The organism is Planococcus sp. A6 (assembly GCF_028823615.1).
Lineage (GTDB): Bacteria > Bacillota > Bacilli > Bacillales_A > Planococcaceae > Planococcus.
The window spans coordinates 12,897-32,462 of the sequence record NZ_JAPEHT010000027.1 but is presented as its reverse complement, the minus strand read 5'-3'; the positions used below and the strand labels follow the sequence as shown (position 1 = coordinate 32,462).

Annotated in this window: 21 protein-coding genes and 1 pseudogene; all 22 read left to right on the top strand. The window is 51.0% G+C overall.

Going from position 1 to position 19,566, the window contains the following annotated elements:
• Window positions 1–337, top strand: a 337-nt coding sequence (locus ON064_RS06150) for a YebC/PmpR family DNA-binding transcriptional regulator (RefSeq protein WP_274624089.1), incomplete at its 5' end; no start/stop codon positions are given.
• A gap of 219 nt (window positions 338–556) precedes the next feature.
• The gene (locus tag ON064_RS06145) at window positions 557–2,146 is read left to right on the top strand and encodes a class I adenylate-forming enzyme family protein (RefSeq protein WP_274624088.1); all 1,590 of its coding nucleotides are present in this window, start codon (window positions 557–559) and stop codon (window positions 2,144–2,146) included.
• Window positions 2,139–3,365: an acyl-CoA dehydrogenase family protein gene (locus tag ON064_RS06140; protein ID WP_274624087.1), complete on the top strand. Its 1,227-nt coding sequence runs from the start codon at window positions 2,139–2,141 to the stop codon at window positions 3,363–3,365. The genes ON064_RS06145 and ON064_RS06140 overlap by 8 nt, the downstream gene beginning before the upstream one ends.
• Before the next feature lie 34 nt (window positions 3,366–3,399).
• Window positions 3,400–4,380 carry an NADPH:quinone oxidoreductase family protein gene (locus ON064_RS06135; RefSeq protein ID WP_274624086.1) on the top strand — a complete coding sequence of 327 codons (981 nt, stop codon included), beginning with the start codon at window positions 3,400–3,402 and terminating at the stop codon, window positions 4,378–4,380.
• A gap of 13 nt (window positions 4,381–4,393) precedes the next feature.
• On the top strand, window positions 4,394–5,170 hold the full coding sequence (locus ON064_RS06130) for an enoyl-CoA hydratase/isomerase family protein (protein ID WP_274624085.1): 777 nt from the start codon (window positions 4,394–4,396) through the stop codon (window positions 5,168–5,170).
• Between the two features lie 57 nt (window positions 5,171–5,227).
• Window positions 5,228–6,337, top strand: a complete 1,110-nt coding sequence (gene dctP / locus ON064_RS06125) for a TRAP transporter substrate-binding protein DctP (RefSeq protein WP_274624084.1) — start codon at window positions 5,228–5,230, stop codon at window positions 6,335–6,337.
• A 75-nt stretch (window positions 6,338–6,412) separates the two neighbouring features.
• The gene (locus tag ON064_RS06120) at window positions 6,413–7,735 is read left to right on the top strand and encodes a TRAP transporter large permease (RefSeq protein ID WP_274624083.1); all 1,323 of its coding nucleotides are present in this window, start codon (window positions 6,413–6,415) and stop codon (window positions 7,733–7,735) included.
• 15 nt (window positions 7,736–7,750) lie between these two features.
• On the top strand, window positions 7,751–8,299 hold the full coding sequence (locus ON064_RS06115; protein WP_274624082.1) for a TRAP transporter small permease: 549 nt from the start codon (window positions 7,751–7,753) through the stop codon (window positions 8,297–8,299).
• Window positions 8,300–8,323: 24 nt separating this feature from the next.
• The gene (locus ON064_RS06110) at window positions 8,324–8,917 is read left to right on the top strand and encodes a TetR/AcrR family transcriptional regulator (RefSeq protein WP_274624081.1); all 594 of its coding nucleotides are present in this window, start codon (window positions 8,324–8,326) and stop codon (window positions 8,915–8,917) included.
• A gap of 18 nt (window positions 8,918–8,935) precedes the next feature.
• Window positions 8,936–9,679, top strand: coding sequence for a 2-phosphosulfolactate phosphatase (locus ON064_RS06105; protein WP_274624080.1), 744 nt, complete (start codon window positions 8,936–8,938; stop codon window positions 9,677–9,679).
• A 12-nt stretch (window positions 9,680–9,691) separates the two neighbouring features.
• Window positions 9,692–10,474, top strand: a complete 783-nt coding sequence (locus tag ON064_RS06100) for an enoyl-CoA hydratase/isomerase family protein (RefSeq protein ID WP_274624079.1) — start codon at window positions 9,692–9,694, stop codon at window positions 10,472–10,474.
• A 16-nt stretch (window positions 10,475–10,490) separates the two neighbouring features.
• A pseudogene (locus ON064_RS06095) lies at window positions 10,491–11,310 on the top strand (3-hydroxyacyl-CoA dehydrogenase NAD-binding domain-containing protein).
• Between the two features lie 16 nt (window positions 11,311–11,326).
• Window positions 11,327–12,379, top strand: a complete 1,053-nt coding sequence (locus tag ON064_RS06090) for a phosphotransferase family protein (RefSeq protein WP_274624078.1) — start codon at window positions 11,327–11,329, stop codon at window positions 12,377–12,379.
• 69 nt (window positions 12,380–12,448) lie between these two features.
• Window positions 12,449–12,901, top strand: a complete 453-nt coding sequence (locus ON064_RS06085) for an FAS1-like dehydratase domain-containing protein (protein ID WP_274624077.1) — start codon at window positions 12,449–12,451, stop codon at window positions 12,899–12,901.
• Window positions 12,873–13,232 (top strand): MaoC/PaaZ C-terminal domain-containing protein, encoded by a 360-nt coding sequence (locus ON064_RS06080; protein WP_274624076.1) that lies wholly within the window; start codon window positions 12,873–12,875, stop codon window positions 13,230–13,232. Before ON064_RS06085 ends, ON064_RS06080 begins: the two co-directional genes overlap by 29 nt.
• 50 nt (window positions 13,233–13,282) lie before the next feature.
• Entirely contained in the window at window positions 13,283–14,056 is a 774-nt protein-coding gene (locus ON064_RS06075; protein WP_121298614.1) for an SDR family NAD(P)-dependent oxidoreductase, read from the top strand.
• 18 nt (window positions 14,057–14,074) lie between these two features.
• Window positions 14,075–15,457 (top strand): short-chain fatty acid transporter, encoded by a 1,383-nt coding sequence (locus tag ON064_RS06070; protein WP_274624075.1) that lies wholly within the window; start codon window positions 14,075–14,077, stop codon window positions 15,455–15,457.
• Window positions 15,458–15,473: 16 nt separating this feature from the next.
• On the top strand, window positions 15,474–16,457 hold the full coding sequence (locus tag ON064_RS06065; protein ID WP_274624074.1) for a quinone oxidoreductase family protein: 984 nt from the start codon (window positions 15,474–15,476) through the stop codon (window positions 16,455–16,457).
• A 207-nt stretch (window positions 16,458–16,664) separates the two neighbouring features.
• The gene (locus ON064_RS06060) at window positions 16,665–17,846 is read left to right on the top strand and encodes an acetyl-CoA C-acetyltransferase (RefSeq protein WP_274624073.1); all 1,182 of its coding nucleotides are present in this window, start codon (window positions 16,665–16,667) and stop codon (window positions 17,844–17,846) included.
• A complete protein-coding gene (locus ON064_RS06055) occupies window positions 17,839–18,741 on the top strand; it encodes an NAD(P)H-dependent flavin oxidoreductase (protein WP_121298603.1) in 903 nt (300 codons plus the stop codon). The genes ON064_RS06060 and ON064_RS06055 overlap by 8 nt, the downstream gene beginning before the upstream one ends.
• On the top strand, window positions 18,719–19,354 hold the full coding sequence (locus tag ON064_RS06050; RefSeq protein WP_274624072.1) for an enoyl-CoA hydratase-related protein: 636 nt from the start codon (window positions 18,719–18,721) through the stop codon (window positions 19,352–19,354). The genes ON064_RS06055 and ON064_RS06050 overlap by 23 nt, the downstream gene beginning before the upstream one ends.
• Entirely contained in the window at window positions 19,314–19,553 is a 240-nt protein-coding gene (locus tag ON064_RS06045; protein ID WP_274624071.1) for a Clp protease/crotonase-like domain-containing protein, read from the top strand. The genes ON064_RS06050 and ON064_RS06045 overlap by 41 nt, the downstream gene beginning before the upstream one ends.
• The last annotated feature ends 13 nt before the right edge of the window (window positions 19,554–19,566 follow it).

Below are 19,566 nucleotides of genomic sequence, written 5' to 3'. Positions count from 1 at the left end.
AGCGTATATGTTCGACCACACGGCGGTTATCGGCGTAGAAGGCAAGTCAGCAGACGAAGCGCTGGAGCTATTGATGGAAGCGGATATTGATGTACGCGACATCCTCGAAGAAGAAGGCACTGTCATCGTCTATGCAGAACCGGATCAATTCCACCTGGTGCAAGAAGCGTTCAAAGCGGACGGCGTCACCGACTTCACGGTCGCTGAATTGACGATGCTCCCGCAGAATGAATTGCCGCTATCAGAAGAAGACCAGGCGCAATTCGAAAAGATGGTCGATGCCATCGAAGACCTCGAAGACGTCCAGCAGGTCTATCACAACGTCGACTTGGTATAAATAATTCCATAAACCAATCAACTTCTGTCCAAAAACGGGCAGAAGTTTTTTTGCGATAATTAATAAAAAGAATATTTAAAATAATTTAAATATTGACTTGTAATTCAAAATATTAAAACGTATACTTTTTTTGAATCAACGTTTAATAAATGACCGGAAAGTTTATTTTTTCCAGACAAGATGTAAGGGTTTACATTTTCTTTAAAAGGAGGCTTTCGTTTGGCAGCTATTGAAACGATGGAACTTTTTGGGCGTGCAGAAGTGAAGGTGTTTGCGCAGCGCCCTTCGACAATCGGCCAATTGCTTACAGATACTGTGGCGCGCTACGGAGAAAAACCGGCAGTCGTCACGGAACAACAGACTTTAAGCTACCGGGAGCTTGACGGGCAATCGACCACGCTTGCCGCCAATCTTCAGCAGCGCGGCATCCAAGTGGGCGACCGGGTGGGTGCGGTGGTCGGAAACTGCGCTGAATTTCCAGTCGTCGTCTTCGCTTGTGCCAAGGCCGGGGCGATCATGGTACCGATCAATGTCAAACTGCAAGTCGAAGAGCTGCAATACATTATCGGCCATTCCAAGCCAAAGCTCTTGATTGTGGAAACAGAATATGCGGAAAAAGTGAAAGAAGCCACTCAAAACAGTGGGCTGCAGGAGACGGAACAACCGGAACTCTTTATCATCGGGGACAAGAATTCCTATGGCCAATTGCTGGATGAGTCGGCTGCATTTGAACAAGTGGACGTCGATGAACAAGATGGCGCGTTCATCCTCTATACATCGGGGACGACCGGCCGGCCTAAAGGCGCAGTGCTGGCGCATATCAACGCAGTGCACAGCGTGATGAATTACAAACACCGCTTTGAGACCGATGATTCGATGAAAACGCTGGTCGCTGTCCCGATGTTCCATGTGACAGGGCTGGTCGGGCAACTGCTCCATATGTTTTATGTCGGCGGCACGGTCTACAGTATGAAACGCTATCAAAATGAACGCTATATCGAGCTGATCTTGAAACACGAAATCAATTTTTTGTTCAATGTACCGACCATTTTCATCATGATGTCGACGAGCGAAGAATTCCAGCAGCATTCGTTCGGATTTGTGAAGAAAGTGGCGTTCGGCGGTTCCCCGATTTACCAGCAGACCTTCCAAATGCTGAAAAAAGCGTTCCCCAATGCACAGCTCCACAATGCGTACGGGGCGACGGAAACAACATCTCCTGCCACGTTGATGCCGGTGAGTTATCCGGAATCGAAAGTGACATCGGTCGGTTTGCCGGTCGACGTCGCGGACATCAAAATCGTCGACCCGGAAGGACGCACTGTGCCGAACGGGGAATCCGGCGAATTGTATATCAAAGGGCCGATGATCATCAAGGAATATTGGGACAATCCGGCCGCCAATCAGTCGAGCTTCACTGAGGGCTACTGGCATTCAGGAGACCTCGGCATTATGGATGACGACGGCTATGTCTATATCCGTGACCGCAAAAAAGACATGATCAACCGCGGCGGCGAGAAAATTTTCTCCATCGAAGTGGAAGATGCGCTGAAAAGCCATCCGGACGTCGTCGAGGCAGCTGTCATTGGAGAACCGGACCCGGTGTTCGGCGAGAAAGTGAAAGCGTTTGTCGTCGGGCCGAAACTGGATTCCGAAGATTTCACGGAGTTGCAGGCGCATTGCAAGAAGACGCTCGCAAAATTCAAGGTGCCGGAACAGTTTGTGCTAATGGAAAGCCTGCCGCGCAATGCGTCAGGTAAGATCTTGAAAAACACATTAAAAGAAACAGGGGGCCGATCAAATGCTTAAGGAATTATCGCCAAAAGCGGAACAATTACGCCAGGAACTGCTGAAATTCATGGATGACTTTGTCTATCCGGCTGAACAGACAGTAAAAGAATACAAAGAAACTACAAGCGACCGCTGGACCATCCCGCCGATCATCGAAGAGCTGAAACAAAAAGCGAAAGCGCAGGGCTTATGGAACCTCTTTCTCGACCATCCGGAATACGGAGCAGGCTTATCGAATTACGAGTATTCCCATTTATGTGAAATTATGGGACGTTCACTCATCGCTCCGGAAATCTTCAACTGCAACGCACCGGATACCGGCAATATGGAAGTGTTCGTGAAATACGGCACGGATGAGCAGAAAAAACAATGGCTCGAGCCTTTATTGAACGGCGAGATCCGCTCGTGCTTTTCCATGACGGAGCCGGATGTCGCTTCATCCGACGCAACTAATATCCAAAGCAGCATCGTCCGTGACGGCGATGAATACGTCATCAACGCTAAGAAGTGGTGGACGACAGGCGCTATGGACCCGCGCTGCAGCATCGCGATTGTCATGGGGAAAACCGACCCCGATGCCGAAAAGCACAAGCAGCAGTCGATGATCCTTGTGCCATTCGATACGCCAGGCGTCAAGATTGTCCGTCCGCTCACTGTGTTCGGCTATGATGATGCGCCGCAAGGGCATGCGGAAGTGCATTATGAAAATGTCCGCGTCCCGGTGAGCAATATGCTGCTTGGCGAAGGACGAGGATTCGAGATCGCACAAGGCCGTCTCGGGCCAGGACGCATCCATCACTGTATGCGTGCAATCGGCGCTGCCGAACGTGCGCTTGAATTATTGTGCAGACGGGCGGAAAGCCGCGTCGCCTTCGGTTCGACACTGGCGGAAAAAGACGTCATCAAGGAAATCATCGCCGAAAGCCGCATCGAAATCGAACAGGCACGGCTTTTGACCTTGAACGCAGCGCACAAGATCGATGAACACGGTGCGAAAGCCGCACGCAAAGAAATCGCCATGATTAAAATCTCCGCTCCGCGCGTATCGATCAATGTCATCGACCGGGCGATGCAAGTATTCGGCGGAGCCGGGCTGACAGAAGATTTCCCGCTCGCAGAACATTACGCAAACGCACGAACACTGCGTCTTGTCGATGGGCCGGACCAAGTCCACTTGCGCGATGTTGGGCGCCTTGAACTGCGTGAGCAATTGAAAGCGAATGAAGCACGGCAATAACAGTTTGCAAACAAAGCGGATGGGAGTGATGACAGTGAAAGCGTGGCAAGTGACAGAGCTCGGCGACCCGGAACAGGCTTTAGCCGTTGCAGAATTGCCGAAGCCAAGCCCAGGCGCGGGCGAAGCGCTCATCAAAGTGGAAGCGGCAGCGCTCAATTTCTTCGATATTCTGCAATGCCAAGGAAAATATCAGGAACGTCCGGAACTGCCCTTTACGCCAGGAGCGGAGATTGCCGGAACGATCGAAGCGCTCGGTGAAGGCACGCAGGGCGAAATCGGGCAGCGCGTTCTCGCGACGCCAATGCTGCCAAGCGGCGGCCTCGCCGAATGGGCAGTCGTCAAACAAGAAGGGATTTTCCCGATTCCGGATGAACTTTCGTATGCGGAAGCGGCAGCGCTATTCATTACGTACCAAACGGCTTATTTCGCCTTGCATCGCTCAGGCCATTTAAAAAAAGGCGAAGTATTGCTGGTCCATGCCGCATCAGGGGGTGTCGGGTCCGCTGCGGTCCAGCTAGGAAAAGCAGCAGGCGCTACTGTCATCGCGACTGCCGGAAGCGCGGATAAGCTTGCGGTATGCAAAGAACTTGGAGCGGATATCGTCATCAATTACCGTGAAGAGGATTTCGTCCCGAAAGTGAAAGAAGCGACCGGCGGCAAAGGAGCGGATGTCATTTTCGATCCGGTCGGCGGCGATACCTTCGACCGTTCAAGAAAATGCATCGCTTTTGAAGGGCGTATCTTGGTTATCGGTTTTGCCGGAGGGCGAATCGCCGATGCACCGACCAACCATGCCTTGATCAAAAATTACTCGATTGTCGGCGTCCATTTCGGCTTGTTCCGCAATTTGATGCCGGACCAAGTGATGAAAGCCCATCATGAGTTGATGGCACTGTATAAAGAAGGAGCCATCAAGCCGCTCATCTATAAAGAATTCGCCTTCGATGAAGTCGTCGACGCACTCGATCAGCTCGGCAGCCGAAAAACATATGGGAAATTAGTAGTTACACCATAAAGGGGGAAAGCCTATGGGAAATCTTGTCCAGACAGAAGTGAACGGAGCGATCGCAAAGCTCCACATGAACCGGCCGGATAAACTGAACGCCTTATCGCGGGAGATGGTCGAAGAAATGCTCGCAGCGCTCAAGCGATTAGAAGGAGATCCAGCTGTCAGAGCCATCGTCCTATCAGGGGAAGGGAAAGCATTTTCTGCAGGGGGCGACATTGCCTCGATGAAGTCATTGGGCAATGCGCACGAAGTCGCTGAATGGATCGATTTTGTCTCGAACTTATCGAAAGCTTTGATGGACAGCGATAAACCCATTATCGCCGCGGTTCATGGCTATGCCGCAGGAGCAGGTTTCAGCTTGGCGCTGGCTGCGGATTTCATCGTGGCAGACGAAGACGCAAAATTCGCTTTGAGCTTTTCGAATATCGGGTTGATTCCCGATCTCGGGCTCATCAAAGCGCTCCGCAAACGAATCAGCCCGCCGCTCGCCAAGGAATGGATCGCCTCCGCAAAAGTGGTCAGCGCACAAGAAGCGCAAGATCACGGCTTGATCAATCGCATCTCGAGCGGGGATGTCGGCCAGGCCGCTATGGAATTTGCGGAATTTCTCGCTGTCGGTCCAGCCATCAGCAATAAATACGTCAAATACCTGGTCAACCATTTGGATGAATTGCCGCAGGAAGCGGCATTCATGCAAGAAAATCTCATCCAGACGCTGCTTCTCCAAACCGACGACCATAAAGAAGGCATCGCTGCTTTCTTTGAGAAACGCAAACCTGAATTTCAAGGGAAATGATGTAAGCGTTACCACTAGATGCGGCCACGGCACAAAAACCGGATGGAGGTATTTTCTATGAAAAAACACGGTTCTCGTTTTTTAGCAGCAGGTGCAGCAATGACCCTTCTACTTGCAGGATGTGGTGGTGGAGATTCTGAGGGCGGCGCTGAAGGGGAAACAATCACACTTCGCGCAGCCACGGGATTAAGCGCGCAGCATGCCTGGTGGGAAGCTTCGATGGTTCCCTGGATGGAGCGGGTCGAGGAATTGACAGATGGCCAAGTGCAATTTGAAACTTTCACTGGCGGAGAATTGGTTTCGGTTCCGGATGAAGGCGATGCCCTTCAAAGCGGGACGGTCGATGTTGCTTTGGTGTTGCCGATCTATCAACCGGACCAATTCCCGATGGCCGAAGTGACGATGTTGCCGCTCAACCATTCCGATACCATGATCGCTTCCAACGCCTGGAAAAAGCTTCTGGAGAGTGAAGAAGAATTGGCGGATGGGCAAACGTATACGGAGATGCAATTTGGCGATTTCAAAGTATTCCCAGTTTCGACGACACAGGAATATTCCATTTCCACGACAGGGCATGAATTCAATTCAGTTAGCGATGTCGAAGGAACATCCCTTCGCACACCTTCCCGCATCCATGAAATGTATGCCGCGAAAACCGGAATCAATAGCGTGACCATGCCAGCTGTCGAAATCTACGACGCCCTCAGCCGCGGCACGTTTGAAGGCGCATTCTACAGCATCGCCGACTGGACAGGATACGGCTTCCAGGATTTGTTCCGCTATACGGTCACGGGCATCAACTTCGGCCATTTCAATGCATTTATCGGCATGAGCCAAAGCAGATGGGATGAACTCCCGGAAAATGTCCAGGAAGCGATGACTCAAGCCAATGAAGACATTTTCGAAGCCGGTGCCCAAGAATGGATGGACCGTGCTGAAGCGATCATTCCTGAAAATGAAGAAAACGGCGGGAAGTTCGTCGAGTTCAGTGAATTGGACCAGGAAGTGCAAGATCACTTCAATACAGGCATTGAAGATACATGGACAGATTACGCGAAACTCCTGGAAGATAATGGGTTGCCGGGCAATGAAGTAGTCAAAATGTGGAGAGATCTCTTGATTGAAGAAGGCGGAGAAGTGCCAGAAGCGGTCATGAATTTGGAATAAACAAGCAAGAAGAGGATAGCGCATTGAGGTGTCGCTCATCCTCTTTTTTCATAATGGAGGCAAGGAGGCCAGAGAATGGACAATTTACTGGTTATTGGAATCATTTTGGCCATGATGATCGTTTTGCTGCTGGCGGGGCTGTATATCCACTCCGTATTGCTGGCGAGCGGCATTATCGGGCTGATTCTTTTGGAAGGGTTCGGCATTCTGCCCGGTCTTCTCGGCAACGAACCGTTCAACCGCGTGGCCAGTTATACTTTGACGACCATCCCGTTGTTTGTGTTAATGGCACAATTCATCCTGCAATCGGGGCTCGTCCAGGACATCTTTTATATGGTCCATAAAGTGTCGAAAGGAAAGAACAGCCTACTCGGCGTGTTGACCTTGATTATCGGAGGGCTGTTGGGGGCGGTTTCTGGATCGGGTACAGCTACTTCCGCATCACTTGGACAAGTTGCCATTCCGGAACTTCGCAAGCATGGGTATAGTGCGCCGCTCGCCGGGGCAGTCGCCGCTTCCGGCGGGTCGCTCTCAGGAATCATCCCGCCGAGTATTATCTTGATCCTTTACGGGGTCGCTACTGAAACACCGGTCGGAAGCCTGTTCGTCGGTGCATTCATCCCAGGGATTTTGACGATGTTGGTGTTTATCGCTGTCATGCTCGTCTATTTCCAATTGGGCAAAAAGAAGCAACAGGCGACACAGGAAGAAATGTTCGAGGAAACGGTAACGGAAGAAAAGGTGCCGGTCATTCGCTTGATCATCGCCAGTATCATTGCCGTTGCGATTGTATTCATCATTTTCGGGGGCATTTATTCAGGTGTCTTCACGCCGACGGAAGCGGGTGCTGTCGGAGCGTTCGTCGGTTTGATTGCCGCATTTTTATTGGGGAAAGTCAATTTTGCGTTCTTTAAAACCTCTTTGATTGAGACGGTGAAACTGACAGGGATGGTCATGATCATCATGATCGGCGCGCAGATCTTCGGACGCTTTGTTTCCTTGTCCTTGCTGCCGAGACGTTTGATTGAATTGATCGAACCGATCATGGACACACCGGTTCTTGTTCTGATTGTCATTTCCATCGTCTTGTTCATCATGTTCATGTTCATCGAAGGCGCAGCGGTCATTTTGATGTCGATTCCGGTCGTTCTACCGATCATTCAGGAACTGCAAGTCGATATTCTATGGTTCGGTGTATTTGTTTCAGTCATTTGTACAATCGGCTTGATCACGCCTCCGGTGGGGTTAAGCGTCTATGCGGTCGCCGGTGTCAGCGGCATCAACTCAGGTTCGATTTTCCGTTTGACGACTGTCTTTGCTTTGGTGGCGATGGTGGTCGTGACAGGATTGATGATCGCATTCCCGGGGCTTGCCACTTGGCTGCCGAATTCAATGTAGCAAAAGGAGGGAAGCATGATGAAAGGTGTATGGAAAGCGTATCGGCTTTTTCACTATTTAAAGCTTATCGGCATTTGGATCAGCGGCATCGCGGTTGTAGCGATGATGTTATTGATTGTCTACGATGTGGTGATGCGGACGCTGTTCTCGAGTTCGATCCGCGGAGGGTTTGAAATCATCCAGAATTACATGATGCCCCTCGTCGTATTCCCCGGTCTCGCGTATGTTTATTCGTCGGGTGTTTTGCCGAAGATGGATTTACTTCTCGACCGTTTCGGGGCCGGGATGCAAAAAGCGATCATCCTGCTGATGATTTTGCTGGAGCTTTTCGTTCTGGTGCTAATCGTGCAGTTCAGCTGGGCTTATGCGATGGACGGGCTCGAGCGGGAAATTGCGTTCCCGGCGGCAGGAACATTGTATCCGCTGTATCCGTTTTTCTTCTTGATTCCGATTGCGTTTGGAATGATTGTCGTCGAAAACCTGTTTATCCTGATTCGAAATGTACTGGAGAAGAAACCGAGCCTATTGATGGAAGAACCGAAAGGGCCAGTGGAGGATCTCTAATCAAACAGTAAATGAGGGAGTGGAATGAATCTACGGGAACGAAAAGCAGCAAAGAAACGGGAGGATATCCTTCGTTCAGCCAGTTTGGTCATTTCACGGCAGGGCTATCATAATGCAACGATGGAAGACATTGCCGCGGAATTATTGATGACAAAAGGGGCGCTCTATTATTACTTCAAGAACAAGGAAGAATTATTGTACCGGTGCCACGACTTGATCTTGACGGAAGCGAAAGAAAAGATGGAAGACATTGTTCAGGCGGAGGTATCGTCTGTTGAGAAGATGCGCATGGCTTTGCGCCATCACATTGAAGTGGCAATCCGCGAAAAAGAAGTTTTCAACTTGATTGTCAAACCCGAAACGACTTTTTCCGAGGACAATATTCCAGAAATTATCGAAAAACGCGATGCATATGCGGAGTTGTTCGATCGGATCATCGACGAAGGCGCCGAACGCGGAGAATTTGAAGTGCCCGAGAAGAAAATGGCGCGCATGATCATTTTGGGGGCGACCAACTGGATTCAAGTGTGGTATTCACCTGATGGCAAGTATACGCCGGAAGATGTAGAAGAAATCTACGCTGATCTGTTATTGAAAATGCTGATGAAAACATCCTGATTTGAAGGAATTGATGGAATGAGAAAAATACACGTTATTACCCAAAAGGAAGCAGTGAGGGAAGAGCGGCTTGCAGGATGCACAGCTGCAGTGATCGATGTGTTCCTGGCAACGTCGACAATCATTTTCCTATTGGATCGTAATTACGAGCCAGTGCATGCGGTTCTCGGAAGCGAGCGGGCACTCGAACTGTCGAAGTTGCAGGAGAACGAGCATCTATTGCTCGGCGAGTCGAAAGGCGAAGGGCTCGAGGGCTTTGATTATCCTGATCCATGCGCACTCAAATACAGTCCGGAGCGGAAAGCAGCCATCATTTGTTCAACGAATGGCACGATTGCCATCGAAAAAGCGAAAGATGCTAAGCGATTGTACATCTCCTCGTTGGTGAATGGGCACCGTGTAGCTGAACGCATCCACCAGGAACAGGATGGCTCATCGATTGTGCTCGTCTGTTCAGGAAATGATGACCGTTTCTCGATGGAAGATTTTATCGGTGCCGGCCAACTGGTCGAACATCTGGCGCGGTGGGGAGGCTATGAGCTATCGGATGCTGCGAAGCTTGCCCAAAAAGCGTACCGCAATTCTTATGCGGAAGGCTTCAACGAATTGCTGGACAGTGAAACGGCGGATTTGCTCAAGCGCTTTAATTTTCCTGAAGCGGCAGAGTTCGTCATCCGCCATCACGAAAAGCTGGATGTGGTGCCGGTCTATGAAGACGGCATGATCGTCAAAGAGCGCGATCAAGTGAGAAATGCTGAATAAAGGAGGAACCCTATGGTGAAGCATTGGGATGCTGTACATCTGGAAACAAATGATTCTATCGCGGTGGTGACACTGGACCATCAGCCGCTCAATGTACTGGGCGATGCGGTTTTGGAACAGTTGGAACAAGCGATCGACGCGTTGCAGGAAACAGAGATGCGGGCGGTCGTGCTGCGCTCGGCAAGTGCCAAGGCATTTGCTGCCGGTGCAGACATCAGCCAATTTCCGGAACTGACTAAAATGGGTGGCATCGAATTGCTGGAAAAGGGAAAACGGATTTTCGACAAGCTGACGGAAGGGAAAGCCCCTGTCATCTGCGCAGTTCATGGCTTAGCGCTTGGTGCAGGGTTGGAACTGGCACTTGCCTGCGACATACGCATTGCCGAACAAAACGCAAAATTCGGGCTGCCTGAAACGGGTCTTGGCATATTGCCAGGGTACGGCGGAACACAGCGGCTTTCCCGTCTGGTCGGACCCGGCAAAGCCAAGGAACTTGTCCTCGCGGGAGTTTGGCTCAATGGACAGGAAGCTTACGAAGCGAAACTCGTTGAGCGGGTGGTGCCAGAAGGGAGAGCGTTTGAAACAGCTTATGCATTGGCGGAACAAATTGCCGGAAAAGGGCCGCTTGCAGTCACCTTTGCAAAAGAAGCGATTGATGAGGGCATTGATTTGCCTCTATCCGAAGCACAGTTTTTGGAAACGCGGATGTTCGCGAAGCTAGTCGGCACGGAAGACATGGATGAAGGCGTTCAAGCCTTCATTGAAAAACGCAAACCGAATTTCACAGGGAAATGATGAGGGGGATGAACAAATGGAGCGATTGGCAGTAATCGGCGCAGGCACAATGGGGAACGGGATCGCGCAAGTCGGTGCAGAAGGCGGCATGGACGTCATTTTATACGACCTCGATCCGGCTGGCCTGGAACGCGGAATGCAGCGCATCGACAAAACGCTGCGCCGCAATGTCGAAAAAGGGCGCATGACCGAAGAGCAACGTGAAAGCGTATGGAATCGGATCCGCCCCAGCACGGAGATCAATGACTTAAAAGAGATGGATATCGTCATCGAAGCGATCATCGAAAAACTTGAGCCGAAAAAGGAATTATTCGAAAAGCTCGATCGCATCTGCCAAGCGAAAACGATTTTCGCGACGAACACATCAGGCCTCAGCATTACAGAAATGGCTGCAAGCTCGGGCCGCAGCGCACAAGTCGTCGGCATGCATTTCTTCAACCCGGTGCCGATCATGAAACTGGTCGAAATCATTCGTGCTGAACAGACGAGCGACGAAACCTTTGAGCGGGCGCATGAAATTGCGCAGCGCTTCAACAAGACCGCGATTTCCGTGAAGGAAGCTGACGCCGATGATCAACGAAGCGGTCTTTGTGTTGATGGAGGGCATCGCATCAGCGGAAGATATCGACAAGGGCATGGAACTCGGCGCAAACCATCCAATCGGCCCGCTAGCATTGGCTGATTTGATCGGGCTCGATACGATGCTGTTTGTGGCTGAGACACTTTACGAAGAAACGAAAGACTCGAAATACAGACCGGCGCCTTTGATGAAACAATACGTGCGCGCCGGCAAGCTCGGCAGAAAGTCGGGAGAAGGATTCTTTAAATACGAATGACATGGAGGGCATCAATATGAGCGATGCAACACCGAAAACGAAGAAAACACAGGAAGTAGATTGGACAAAAGTCGAACGTTTCCTGCGCAATGCGCTTCCCCAGTTGCCAGAAGGCGAGATGAGGGTCCGCCAATTTTCTGAAGGCTATTCTAACTTGACTTATCTCCTGCAGATCGGGGACTGGGAAGGCGTTTTGAGACGTCCGCCGTTTGGTGAGATTCCGCCCAAAGCGCATGATATGGAACGCGAATTCAAGATGCTCGAAAAAGTGCATCCAGTGTTCCCGCTGGCACCTGAACCATATGTGTATTGTGAAGATCCCGAAGTGATGGACAAGCATTTTTACGTCATGGAGAAAAAACAGGGGCTTGTCATCGATGAAGAACTTCCGGAAGTATACGGAAGCCCGGAACAAGCAGGACCGATTATTTCGAAGAATGTCATCTCGACATTGGTCCAACTGCAGGCAATCGACTACAAAGAAGCCGGCCTCGCCGAGATGGGCAAACCGGAAGGATTCATGGAGCGCCAAGTGAAAGGCTGGATCAAACGCTATCATCACTCCAAAACCGATGATGTCGAAGGGCTTGAAGAGCTGGAGCAATGGCTTACGGCGAATATCCCTGTTAATGAAGAAACCACAATCGTCCATAACGATTTTAAATTGAACAATATGGTGATTGACGAAGAAAGCCCAGGGCTTGCGACGGGCGTTCTTGATTGGGAATTGTCGACAATCGGCGATCCGCTGAGCGATGTCGGCTCGACTTTAGCCTACTGGGGCCAGGCGGAAGATGCGGATATCGGCATAAACATCATCTCGAGCCAGCCAGGCTTCTACAGCCGCAAGGAGTTCGTGGACGAATACGCAAAGCAAAGCGGGCGCGATGTGTCGAATATCAACTATTACCTAGCGTTCGGGTTTTACAAGCTGGCCGGGATTTTGCAGCAGATTTACTATCGTTGGAAAAACGGGGAAATTGAAGATGAGCGTTTCCGACATTTGAATAAGGCAGTCGCGAACTTGATCGATATGGCGAACCGGACGCGCAGGGGCGAAGTGTTATAACAAGAAATCGTGGAAGTTCTTCTCACTTGATGAAGTGAAGCGGAATGCCGGGATGAGGAGGGAAAATGGATGAATCAGGAATTTCATTACGCGCCGTTCCGCGTAGAAGCGGGAAAAATCCGGGAGTTCGCGTTGGCTCTCGGTTTAAGGAATCCGGTTTATTTCAGCAAAGAAGCAGCATTGGATGCAGGGTATCGGGATATCCCGGCTCCGCCTACATACACGACAGTCATCGATTTCTGGAACGAACGGGATTTTTATCAATTATTCAAGGTTTGGGGATTGGACCCAAATGACATACTGCACGGCGAGCAAAGTTTCGAATACGAAAAAGACATCATCAGCGGGGATGTTATTTCAGCAAAGTCCGTGCTGACTGATCGATTCGATAAAAAAGACAAACGATTTTATCAGATTGAAACGACATACCGCAATCAAGAAAATGAAGTGGTTCGCATCGGGCGGGCAACTTTAATCGAAAGGCGGGAACAGCATGGCGCAGAAATTGCCGGACATTCATAAGAAAGCACTTGCACCGATTGACATGGTGCGTTATTCGGGTGCTTCAGGCGATTTTAATGAAATCCATACGGTTCCGAAAGTTGCCCGCAGTAAAGGGTTCAAGGAACCGATCGTCCACGGCATGTTATTGATGGGCTGGGCTGCAGATGCACTGGATGAGTGGTTTCCGGGAAGGAAGCTGAGTAAATTCACCGTGCGTTTTGTCGGGATGGCGCATGCAGGTGAAGCATTCATCATCGAAGGAATGCTGACAACAGACAATGCTGGGGAACTGCAGATCAAGGACGCTTCCGGAACGGGAAAACTCGTCGGAAGCTTTGAATTGGCATGACTGCACAATTAATTGGCGGAATATTTCTATAAATGGAGAGGGAGATAAGCGTGGAGGAATTTACTTATCCAAGTTTCGACCTGACTGGAAAAAAAGCGCTCATTACCGGTGGCAGCAAAGGAATTGGCCTGGCGATTGCAGCTGGGCTCGCCCATGCCGGTGCTAAAGTGCTCATTACCGGACGCGATGAAACAGTGCTCAAGGAAGCGGCAGACGAAATGAATAGCCGAAACCTTGATGTTTCCTGGAAATCGGCGGATGTGACATCCAAACAAGCCGTCGCTGAGTTATTCGAATTCATCGATGCCGATTTCGGTGGAGTGGACATTCTCGTCAATAATGCCGGAATGAACATCCGTAAACCTTTGGTGGAAGTGGAGGAAGAAGACTGGGACCGGGTGCTCGGTACCAATTTGAAAGGCATCTTCTTGGTCGGCCAGCAAGCAGCAAAGCGGATGATCGGCCAAAAAGGAGGCTGCATCATCAATATTTCATCCATTATGGGGCAAGTCGGCAATCCGCTCCAGACGAGCTATGCGGCAAGCAAAGGTGGGATCAATCAATTGACGAAAGTGTGGGCAGCGGAACTCGCTGAACATAATATCCGCGTCAACGCCTTGGCACCCGCTTATATTAAAACACCGATGACAGAACCGTTTCTACAGGATCCGGAACGGCTGGAAAAATTGGTCAGCAGAACCATGCTGAAACGCATGGGTGAAGCAGGCGAGATGATCGGCCCTGCTTTATTCCTGGCGTCGGAAGCATCGAGCTATGTAACGGGGCAAATTCTTTATGTAGATGGCGGATGGACCGCCAATTAGATAATGGGGGGAAAGACGATGGCAAATGGAAGAAATACGGAAAGAGATCCAGTGTTGGAGAAACAGCAAAACAATCCGCTCGCAAAAATAGCGAATGTGTTCGCCAAAATTGCCGAAAAATGGCTGCCGGATGCATTCGTATTCGCGGTATTGCTGACGGCGATCGCATTCATTGCAGGGGTGCTTTTCACCGATTCTGGCCCGATCGATATGATGCGCCATTGGGGCGACGGCATGTGGGGCCTTTTAACTTTCACGGCCCAGATCATCACGACCTTCGTATTGAGTTATGCGCTGGCTTTGACGCCGACCGTTTCGAAGGCGCTTGAGAAAATCGCCGGCATCCCTAAAGGACCGAATTCCGCGATTTTGATGGTGACGTTCACGGCGCTTGGCGCATCTCTCATCAGCTGGGCATTCGGCTTGGTCGTTGCGGGAATTATTGCGAAGCTGGTCGCAAAGAAAGTGCGTGACGTCGATTACCGTGTGCTCGTCGCTGCAGGATATTCAGGGTTTTTAATCTGGGAAGGCGGATTATCTTCTTCCCCGGCACTTTTTGTCGCTACTGCGGGGCATGTGTTTGAAGGGGATATCGGAATTGTTCCCATATCGGAAACGCTGTTATCGGCATTGAATATCGCGATTGTGGTGATCTTGTTCTTCACGCTTCCTTTCGTCATGCGCTTTATCCATCCACGCAACCCGAAAGACCGTTATCTGGTGGATCCAGCACGTTTGGAAGAGCCGGTCACAGAAGAGGCGCCGCAAGATCATGAGGATTATCCGAATGACAAAATCGAAAAATCGCGCCTCATTCCATTGATCGGCGGATTCCTCGGCTTAAGTTATTTGATTAATCATTTCTATATGAATGGCTTCTCGCTCGATTTGAATACCGTCAACTTGATTTTCCTGACGGCCGCGCTTCTCATGTTCAGCAATGTCCGTGAACTGGCGGAAGGATTATTGAAATCCGTCAGCAGCGTCGGCCAGTTCGTGTTGCAATATCCGTTCTATGCAGGAATCATGGGCATGCTCGGAGCGTCGGGGCTTGCTGTCATGATGTCGAATTTCTTCATTGATATTTCGAATGAAACGACTTTACCGCTCTTCACCTTCTTATCGGCAGGAATCTTGAACATTTTTATCCCATCAGGCGGCGGCCAATGGGCGGTCCAGGCGCCGATCATGCTTCCCGCAGCGCTCGAAATGGGCGTCGATCCTGCAAAAATCGTCATGGCTGTAGCCTGGGGCGATAGCTGGACGAATATGATCCAGCCATTCTGGGCGATTCCGCTGCTCGCGATTGCCGGTTTGAAAATCCGCGACATCATGGGCTACACGATGATCGCCTTGATTTACGGCGGTCTGGTCATCGGTGCCTGCCTGTTGATTTTCTAATGAAAGGGGCGTCCACATGAAAGCGATCATTGCAGAAACGACCGGCCCTCCTGAAGTGCTGAAGCTTCAGGAAGTGCCAAAACCAATAGCGAAAGACCATGAAGTGCTCATCAAAGTCGAAGCGGTCAGCGTCAATTTTGCCGATATTAAGGCGCGCCTCGGACAATATCACGGCGTGGCAAATAACGAGCCTTTCACGCCGGGGCTGGATTGCGCGGGCATCGTCGAAGAAACGGGGAGCGCAGTGACCGGCTTGTCTGCAGGTGACCGTGTGCGTGCATTCCCGGCTTCCGGGTCCTACGCGGAATATGTCGTCGCCTCTGACCAGCTTGTCTACAAGATTCCGGACAGCGTCTCTTTCGAAGAAGCGGCAGCGACTTTGACTGTCGGCATCACTGCCTATAATGTGCTACATGAAGTCGCCCGGATACAGCCAGGTGAATCGGTCTTGATCCATGCAGCGGCAGGCGGCATCGGCACGACCGCGATCCAATTAGCGAAACTTGCCGGCGTCTCGGAAATCTATGGGACGGTCGGCAGCGAAGAGAAAAAGAAAGTGGTAGAAGACCTTGGCGCGATTGCAATCAACTACCGCGAGCAAAACTTCGCAGAAGTGGTCGCTGAACTGACGGACGGCAAGGGTGTGGACGTCATCCTGGATACAATTGCTGGTGAAAATTTCGAGCGCAGTCTTGAGGTTCTGGCACCGTTCGGCCGCATTGTGACATTCGGCCATGCCAATGAAGGCTCTGTTCCGGGCAATGTCAAAACAGACGAACTTCATTCAAGTTGCCGGGCGGTGCTCGGTTATAGCACTGGCACCTATCGCAAGCAGCGTCCAGGGTTTTTGAAGAATGCAGAAGCCACAATCAGCAAACTGCTTGAACAGCGCAAACTGAACGTCTCGATTACCGGGCGCTATCCGCTCGAACAGGCAGCGCAAGCACATGTACTTATGGAAAGCCGGAAAAGTACAGGGAAACTGGTATTGCTTCCTTAAGATATAGAAGAAGACTCGTCATGGGTCTTCTTTTTCTGGTGATCCGCCAATTAAATTAAACAAAGCGTTGAATTTTAAATAGAAGGTAAAATATTTTTGCAAAAGCACATACTGGACGGTATGATTGAATGGAAAATTAAATTTTCTGACAAGTGAAACAAAAATATGTAAGCCCTTTCAGAGTGGGCGTGAAAAGGAGAAATGGACATGAAACATGTATATCTAGTAGATGGTGCAAGAACGGCATTCGGGGCTTTTGGCGGGTCATTTGCGAATACCGATGCGACAGAACTTGGCACGGCGACAGCGGTGGAAGCGCTTAAAAGAGCGAATGTCAAAGCGGAAGATGTAGATCACGTCATTTACGGGAATGTTATCCAGTCGAATGTCAATGCAGCTTACCTGGCACGCCATATCGGGCTGAATGCAGGTGTTCCCCAAGAAGTGCCGGCCCTGACATTGAACCGGCTTTGCGGATCGGGTGCGCAGGCAGTCGTTTCCGCAGCGCAGCACATTCTGCTCGGTGAAGCGGATATCGTCTTGGCTGGCGGTGCGGAGAATATGTCGATGTCGCCTTATGCGAATTTCGCGCAGCGTTTCAGTAAGGCAAAGATGGGGCCGATGCAGTTTGAAGATATGCTGCTTGCGACGCTGACTGACCAATATACCGGCAGCGGCATGGGCATGACGGCCGAAAAACTGGCGGAGCAATACGATATTTCCCGTGAAGCCCAGGATGAATTTGCGGTCGAATCGAACCAGCGGGCAGCTAAAGCGGCAACTGGCGGACAGTTTGATGAAGAAATCGTCGGAGTCGAAGTGAAAACCCGTAAAGGCACGGTTGTAGTCGACAAAGATGAACACATCAAACCGGATGCCAATACGGAGGGTTTGTCGAAACTGCGCCCGTCATTCAAGAAAGACGGCTCCGTAACAGCGGGCAATGCTTCAGGCATCAATGACGGGGCGGCGTCTCTTGTAGTGGCAGGGGAAGATGCAGTCAAAAAGCATGCCTTATCGCCTGTCGCCCGCATCGTGTCTTGGCATGTCGCCGGCGTCGACCCGACAATCATGGGCATTGGCCCGGTCCCTGCCATCCGCCGTGCGCTGGAAAAAGCGGAACTGACGATTGATGACATCGATTTGGTCGAAGTGAATGAAGCGTTCGCGGCGCAATATTTGGCGGTGGAGAAAGAGCTCGGGCTGGATCGTTCGAAAGTGAACGTCAACGGCGGGGCGATTGCGCTTGGCCATCCGGTCGGTGCGAGCGGCGCACGTATCTTGCTGTCAGCGGCTTATGAATTGAAGCGCCGCGGCGGGAAATATGCAGTCGCGAGCCTATGCATCGGCGGCGGACAGGGAATTGCGGTGGTGATTGAACATGCCTAAGCTGCCGGTTATCGTGGCGCCGATGTTTCTTGTATCGACGCCTCAAATGGTCATTGAATCAGGGCGTGCCGGCGTCATCGGCTCGTTTCCTCTATTGAATGCGCGCCCCGCTGAAGAATGTGCAAAATGGCTCGTTGAAGTGAAAGAAGCGCTTGGCGATATTCCGTGGGCTGTCAATTTCATCAGCCACCGTGGTTCGAACAAGCGCTATGACGAAGACGTGGAATTGATCCGTGAGCATCAGCCGCCGATTGTCATCACGTCGCTTGGCTCGCCTGCAGAAGTGCTCGAAATCGTCCACGCATACGGCGGCCTCGTCTATTCAGATGTAGCAAATGCGAAGCATGCGAAGAAAGCGGCACAAAGCGGCGTCGATGGATTGATCCTTGTGTGCGCAGGCGCTGGCGGGCACGGGGGCACGCTCAATCCGTTCGCTTTCATTGCGGCGGTCAAGAAGTTCTTTGACGGCACCATCATCCTGTCGGGTTCTTTGTCGACCGGGCAAGATGTGGCAGCTGCTTTATTAATGGGCGCAGATTATGCCTATATGGGTACGCGCTTTTTGGCGGTAGAAGAAAGCAGCGCACCCGAAGAGTATAAACAGATGGTCATCGATTCCTCGATCGAAGACATTCTTTATACCGATTCGTTCAGCGGCGTTCCGGTGAACGTCCTCATCCCGAGTCTTGAAAAACAAGGCATCGATCCGAAAACCTTAAAGCCGAAAACAGAAGTCGATTTGTCTCATCTCGTCAATGCCAAGGCATGGCGTGATATTTGGTCGGCGGGACACGGCGTGACAACGGTGACGAAGCGCGAGACGGTCAAGGAAGCTGTCGAGCAGCTGGAGCGGGAATATGAAGAGGGAGTGAATGCGCTTGTACGAAACCATTAAAACCGAATTATCGGACGGGATTCTGACATTGACCTTGAATCGCCCTGAAAAAATGAACGCCTATACGGAACAAATGAACGAAGAATTATTGGATTTCTACCGCAATGTGGATGCTGACGACGAAGTGCGCGTCATTGTCGTGACCGGTGCTGGGCGGGCGTTTTGCGCTGGGATGGACTTATCGGACGGCGGCTCGACATTCGCTTCCGAACAAAGCGCGGAAGAATACCGTGACCTCGGCGGGCAGGTCAGCAACCAAGTCTATGAAGTGAAAAAACCGATCATTGCCGCCATCAACGGTCCTGCGGTCGGCATCGGCATGACCATGACTTTGCCGATGGATATCCGCATCGTCAAAAAAGATGCGAAAATCGGCTTCGTCTTCGGACGCCGCGGCATCGGCCCGGAAGCTTCCTCCGGCTGGTTTTTGCCGCGCATCGTCGGCATCGGAAAAGCACTCGAATGGACACTGACGGGGCGCTACATCCCGACGGCTGAAGCGGTGGAGGCGGGGCTCATGCAATATGAATCGGAAGATCCGCTTGAAAAAGCATATGAAATCGCACGGGATATTGCAGAAAATACCGCAAAATACCGCCGCCACATCCAATAGCTTTACGCGCCAATTATTATGGAAGATGCTTGGCACGGATCATCCGCATGAGTCGCATCTCGCGGAATCGAAGTTCCTCCACTGGGCGGGGCAAAATGCTGATGCGGATGAAGGCATTCAATCCTTTGTCGACAAGCGTAAAGCGGAGTTTCCGATGAAAGCGAGCGAGCTTCCGGATTTCTTTGATGTAAAAAAATAATACGCCTTTAAGC

What these genes read in the sequence shown, in the direction of transcription:
- ON064_RS06050 (WP_274624072.1), top strand. Translation starts at nt 18,719, where the DNA reads ATGCGCTTGTACGAAACCATTAAAACCGAATTATCGGACGGGATTCTG.
- ON064_RS06140 (WP_274624087.1), top strand. Translation starts at nt 2,139, where the DNA reads ATGCTTAAGGAATTATCGCCAAAAGCGGAACAATTACGCCAGGAACTG.
- ON064_RS06120 (WP_274624083.1), top strand. Translation starts at nt 6,413, where the DNA reads ATGGACAATTTACTGGTTATTGGAATCATTTTGGCCATGATGATCGTT.
- ON064_RS06115 (WP_274624082.1), top strand. Translation starts at nt 7,751, where the DNA reads ATGATGAAAGGTGTATGGAAAGCGTATCGGCTTTTTCACTATTTAAAG.
- ON064_RS06080 (WP_274624076.1), top strand. Translation starts at nt 12,873, where the DNA reads ATGGCGCAGAAATTGCCGGACATTCATAAGAAAGCACTTGCACCGATT.
- ON064_RS06085 (WP_274624077.1), top strand. Translation starts at nt 12,449, where the DNA reads ATGAATCAGGAATTTCATTACGCGCCGTTCCGCGTAGAAGCGGGAAAA.
- ON064_RS06130 (WP_274624085.1), top strand. Translation starts at nt 4,394, where the DNA reads ATGGGAAATCTTGTCCAGACAGAAGTGAACGGAGCGATCGCAAAGCTC.
- ON064_RS06055 (WP_121298603.1), top strand. Translation starts at nt 17,839, where the DNA reads ATGCCTAAGCTGCCGGTTATCGTGGCGCCGATGTTTCTTGTATCGACG.
- ON064_RS06070 (WP_274624075.1), top strand. Translation starts at nt 14,075, where the DNA reads ATGGCAAATGGAAGAAATACGGAAAGAGATCCAGTGTTGGAGAAACAG.
- dctP (WP_274624084.1), top strand. Translation starts at nt 5,228, where the DNA reads ATGAAAAAACACGGTTCTCGTTTTTTAGCAGCAGGTGCAGCAATGACC.
- ON064_RS06100 (WP_274624079.1), top strand. Translation starts at nt 9,692, where the DNA reads ATGGTGAAGCATTGGGATGCTGTACATCTGGAAACAAATGATTCTATC.
- ON064_RS06110 (WP_274624081.1), top strand. Translation starts at nt 8,324, where the DNA reads ATGAATCTACGGGAACGAAAAGCAGCAAAGAAACGGGAGGATATCCTT.
- ON064_RS06065 (WP_274624074.1), top strand. Translation starts at nt 15,474, where the DNA reads ATGAAAGCGATCATTGCAGAAACGACCGGCCCTCCTGAAGTGCTGAAG.
- ON064_RS06060 (WP_274624073.1), top strand. Translation starts at nt 16,665, where the DNA reads ATGAAACATGTATATCTAGTAGATGGTGCAAGAACGGCATTCGGGGCT.
- ON064_RS06105 (WP_274624080.1), top strand. Translation starts at nt 8,936, where the DNA reads ATGAGAAAAATACACGTTATTACCCAAAAGGAAGCAGTGAGGGAAGAG.
- ON064_RS06090 (WP_274624078.1), top strand. Translation starts at nt 11,327, where the DNA reads ATGAGCGATGCAACACCGAAAACGAAGAAAACACAGGAAGTAGATTGG.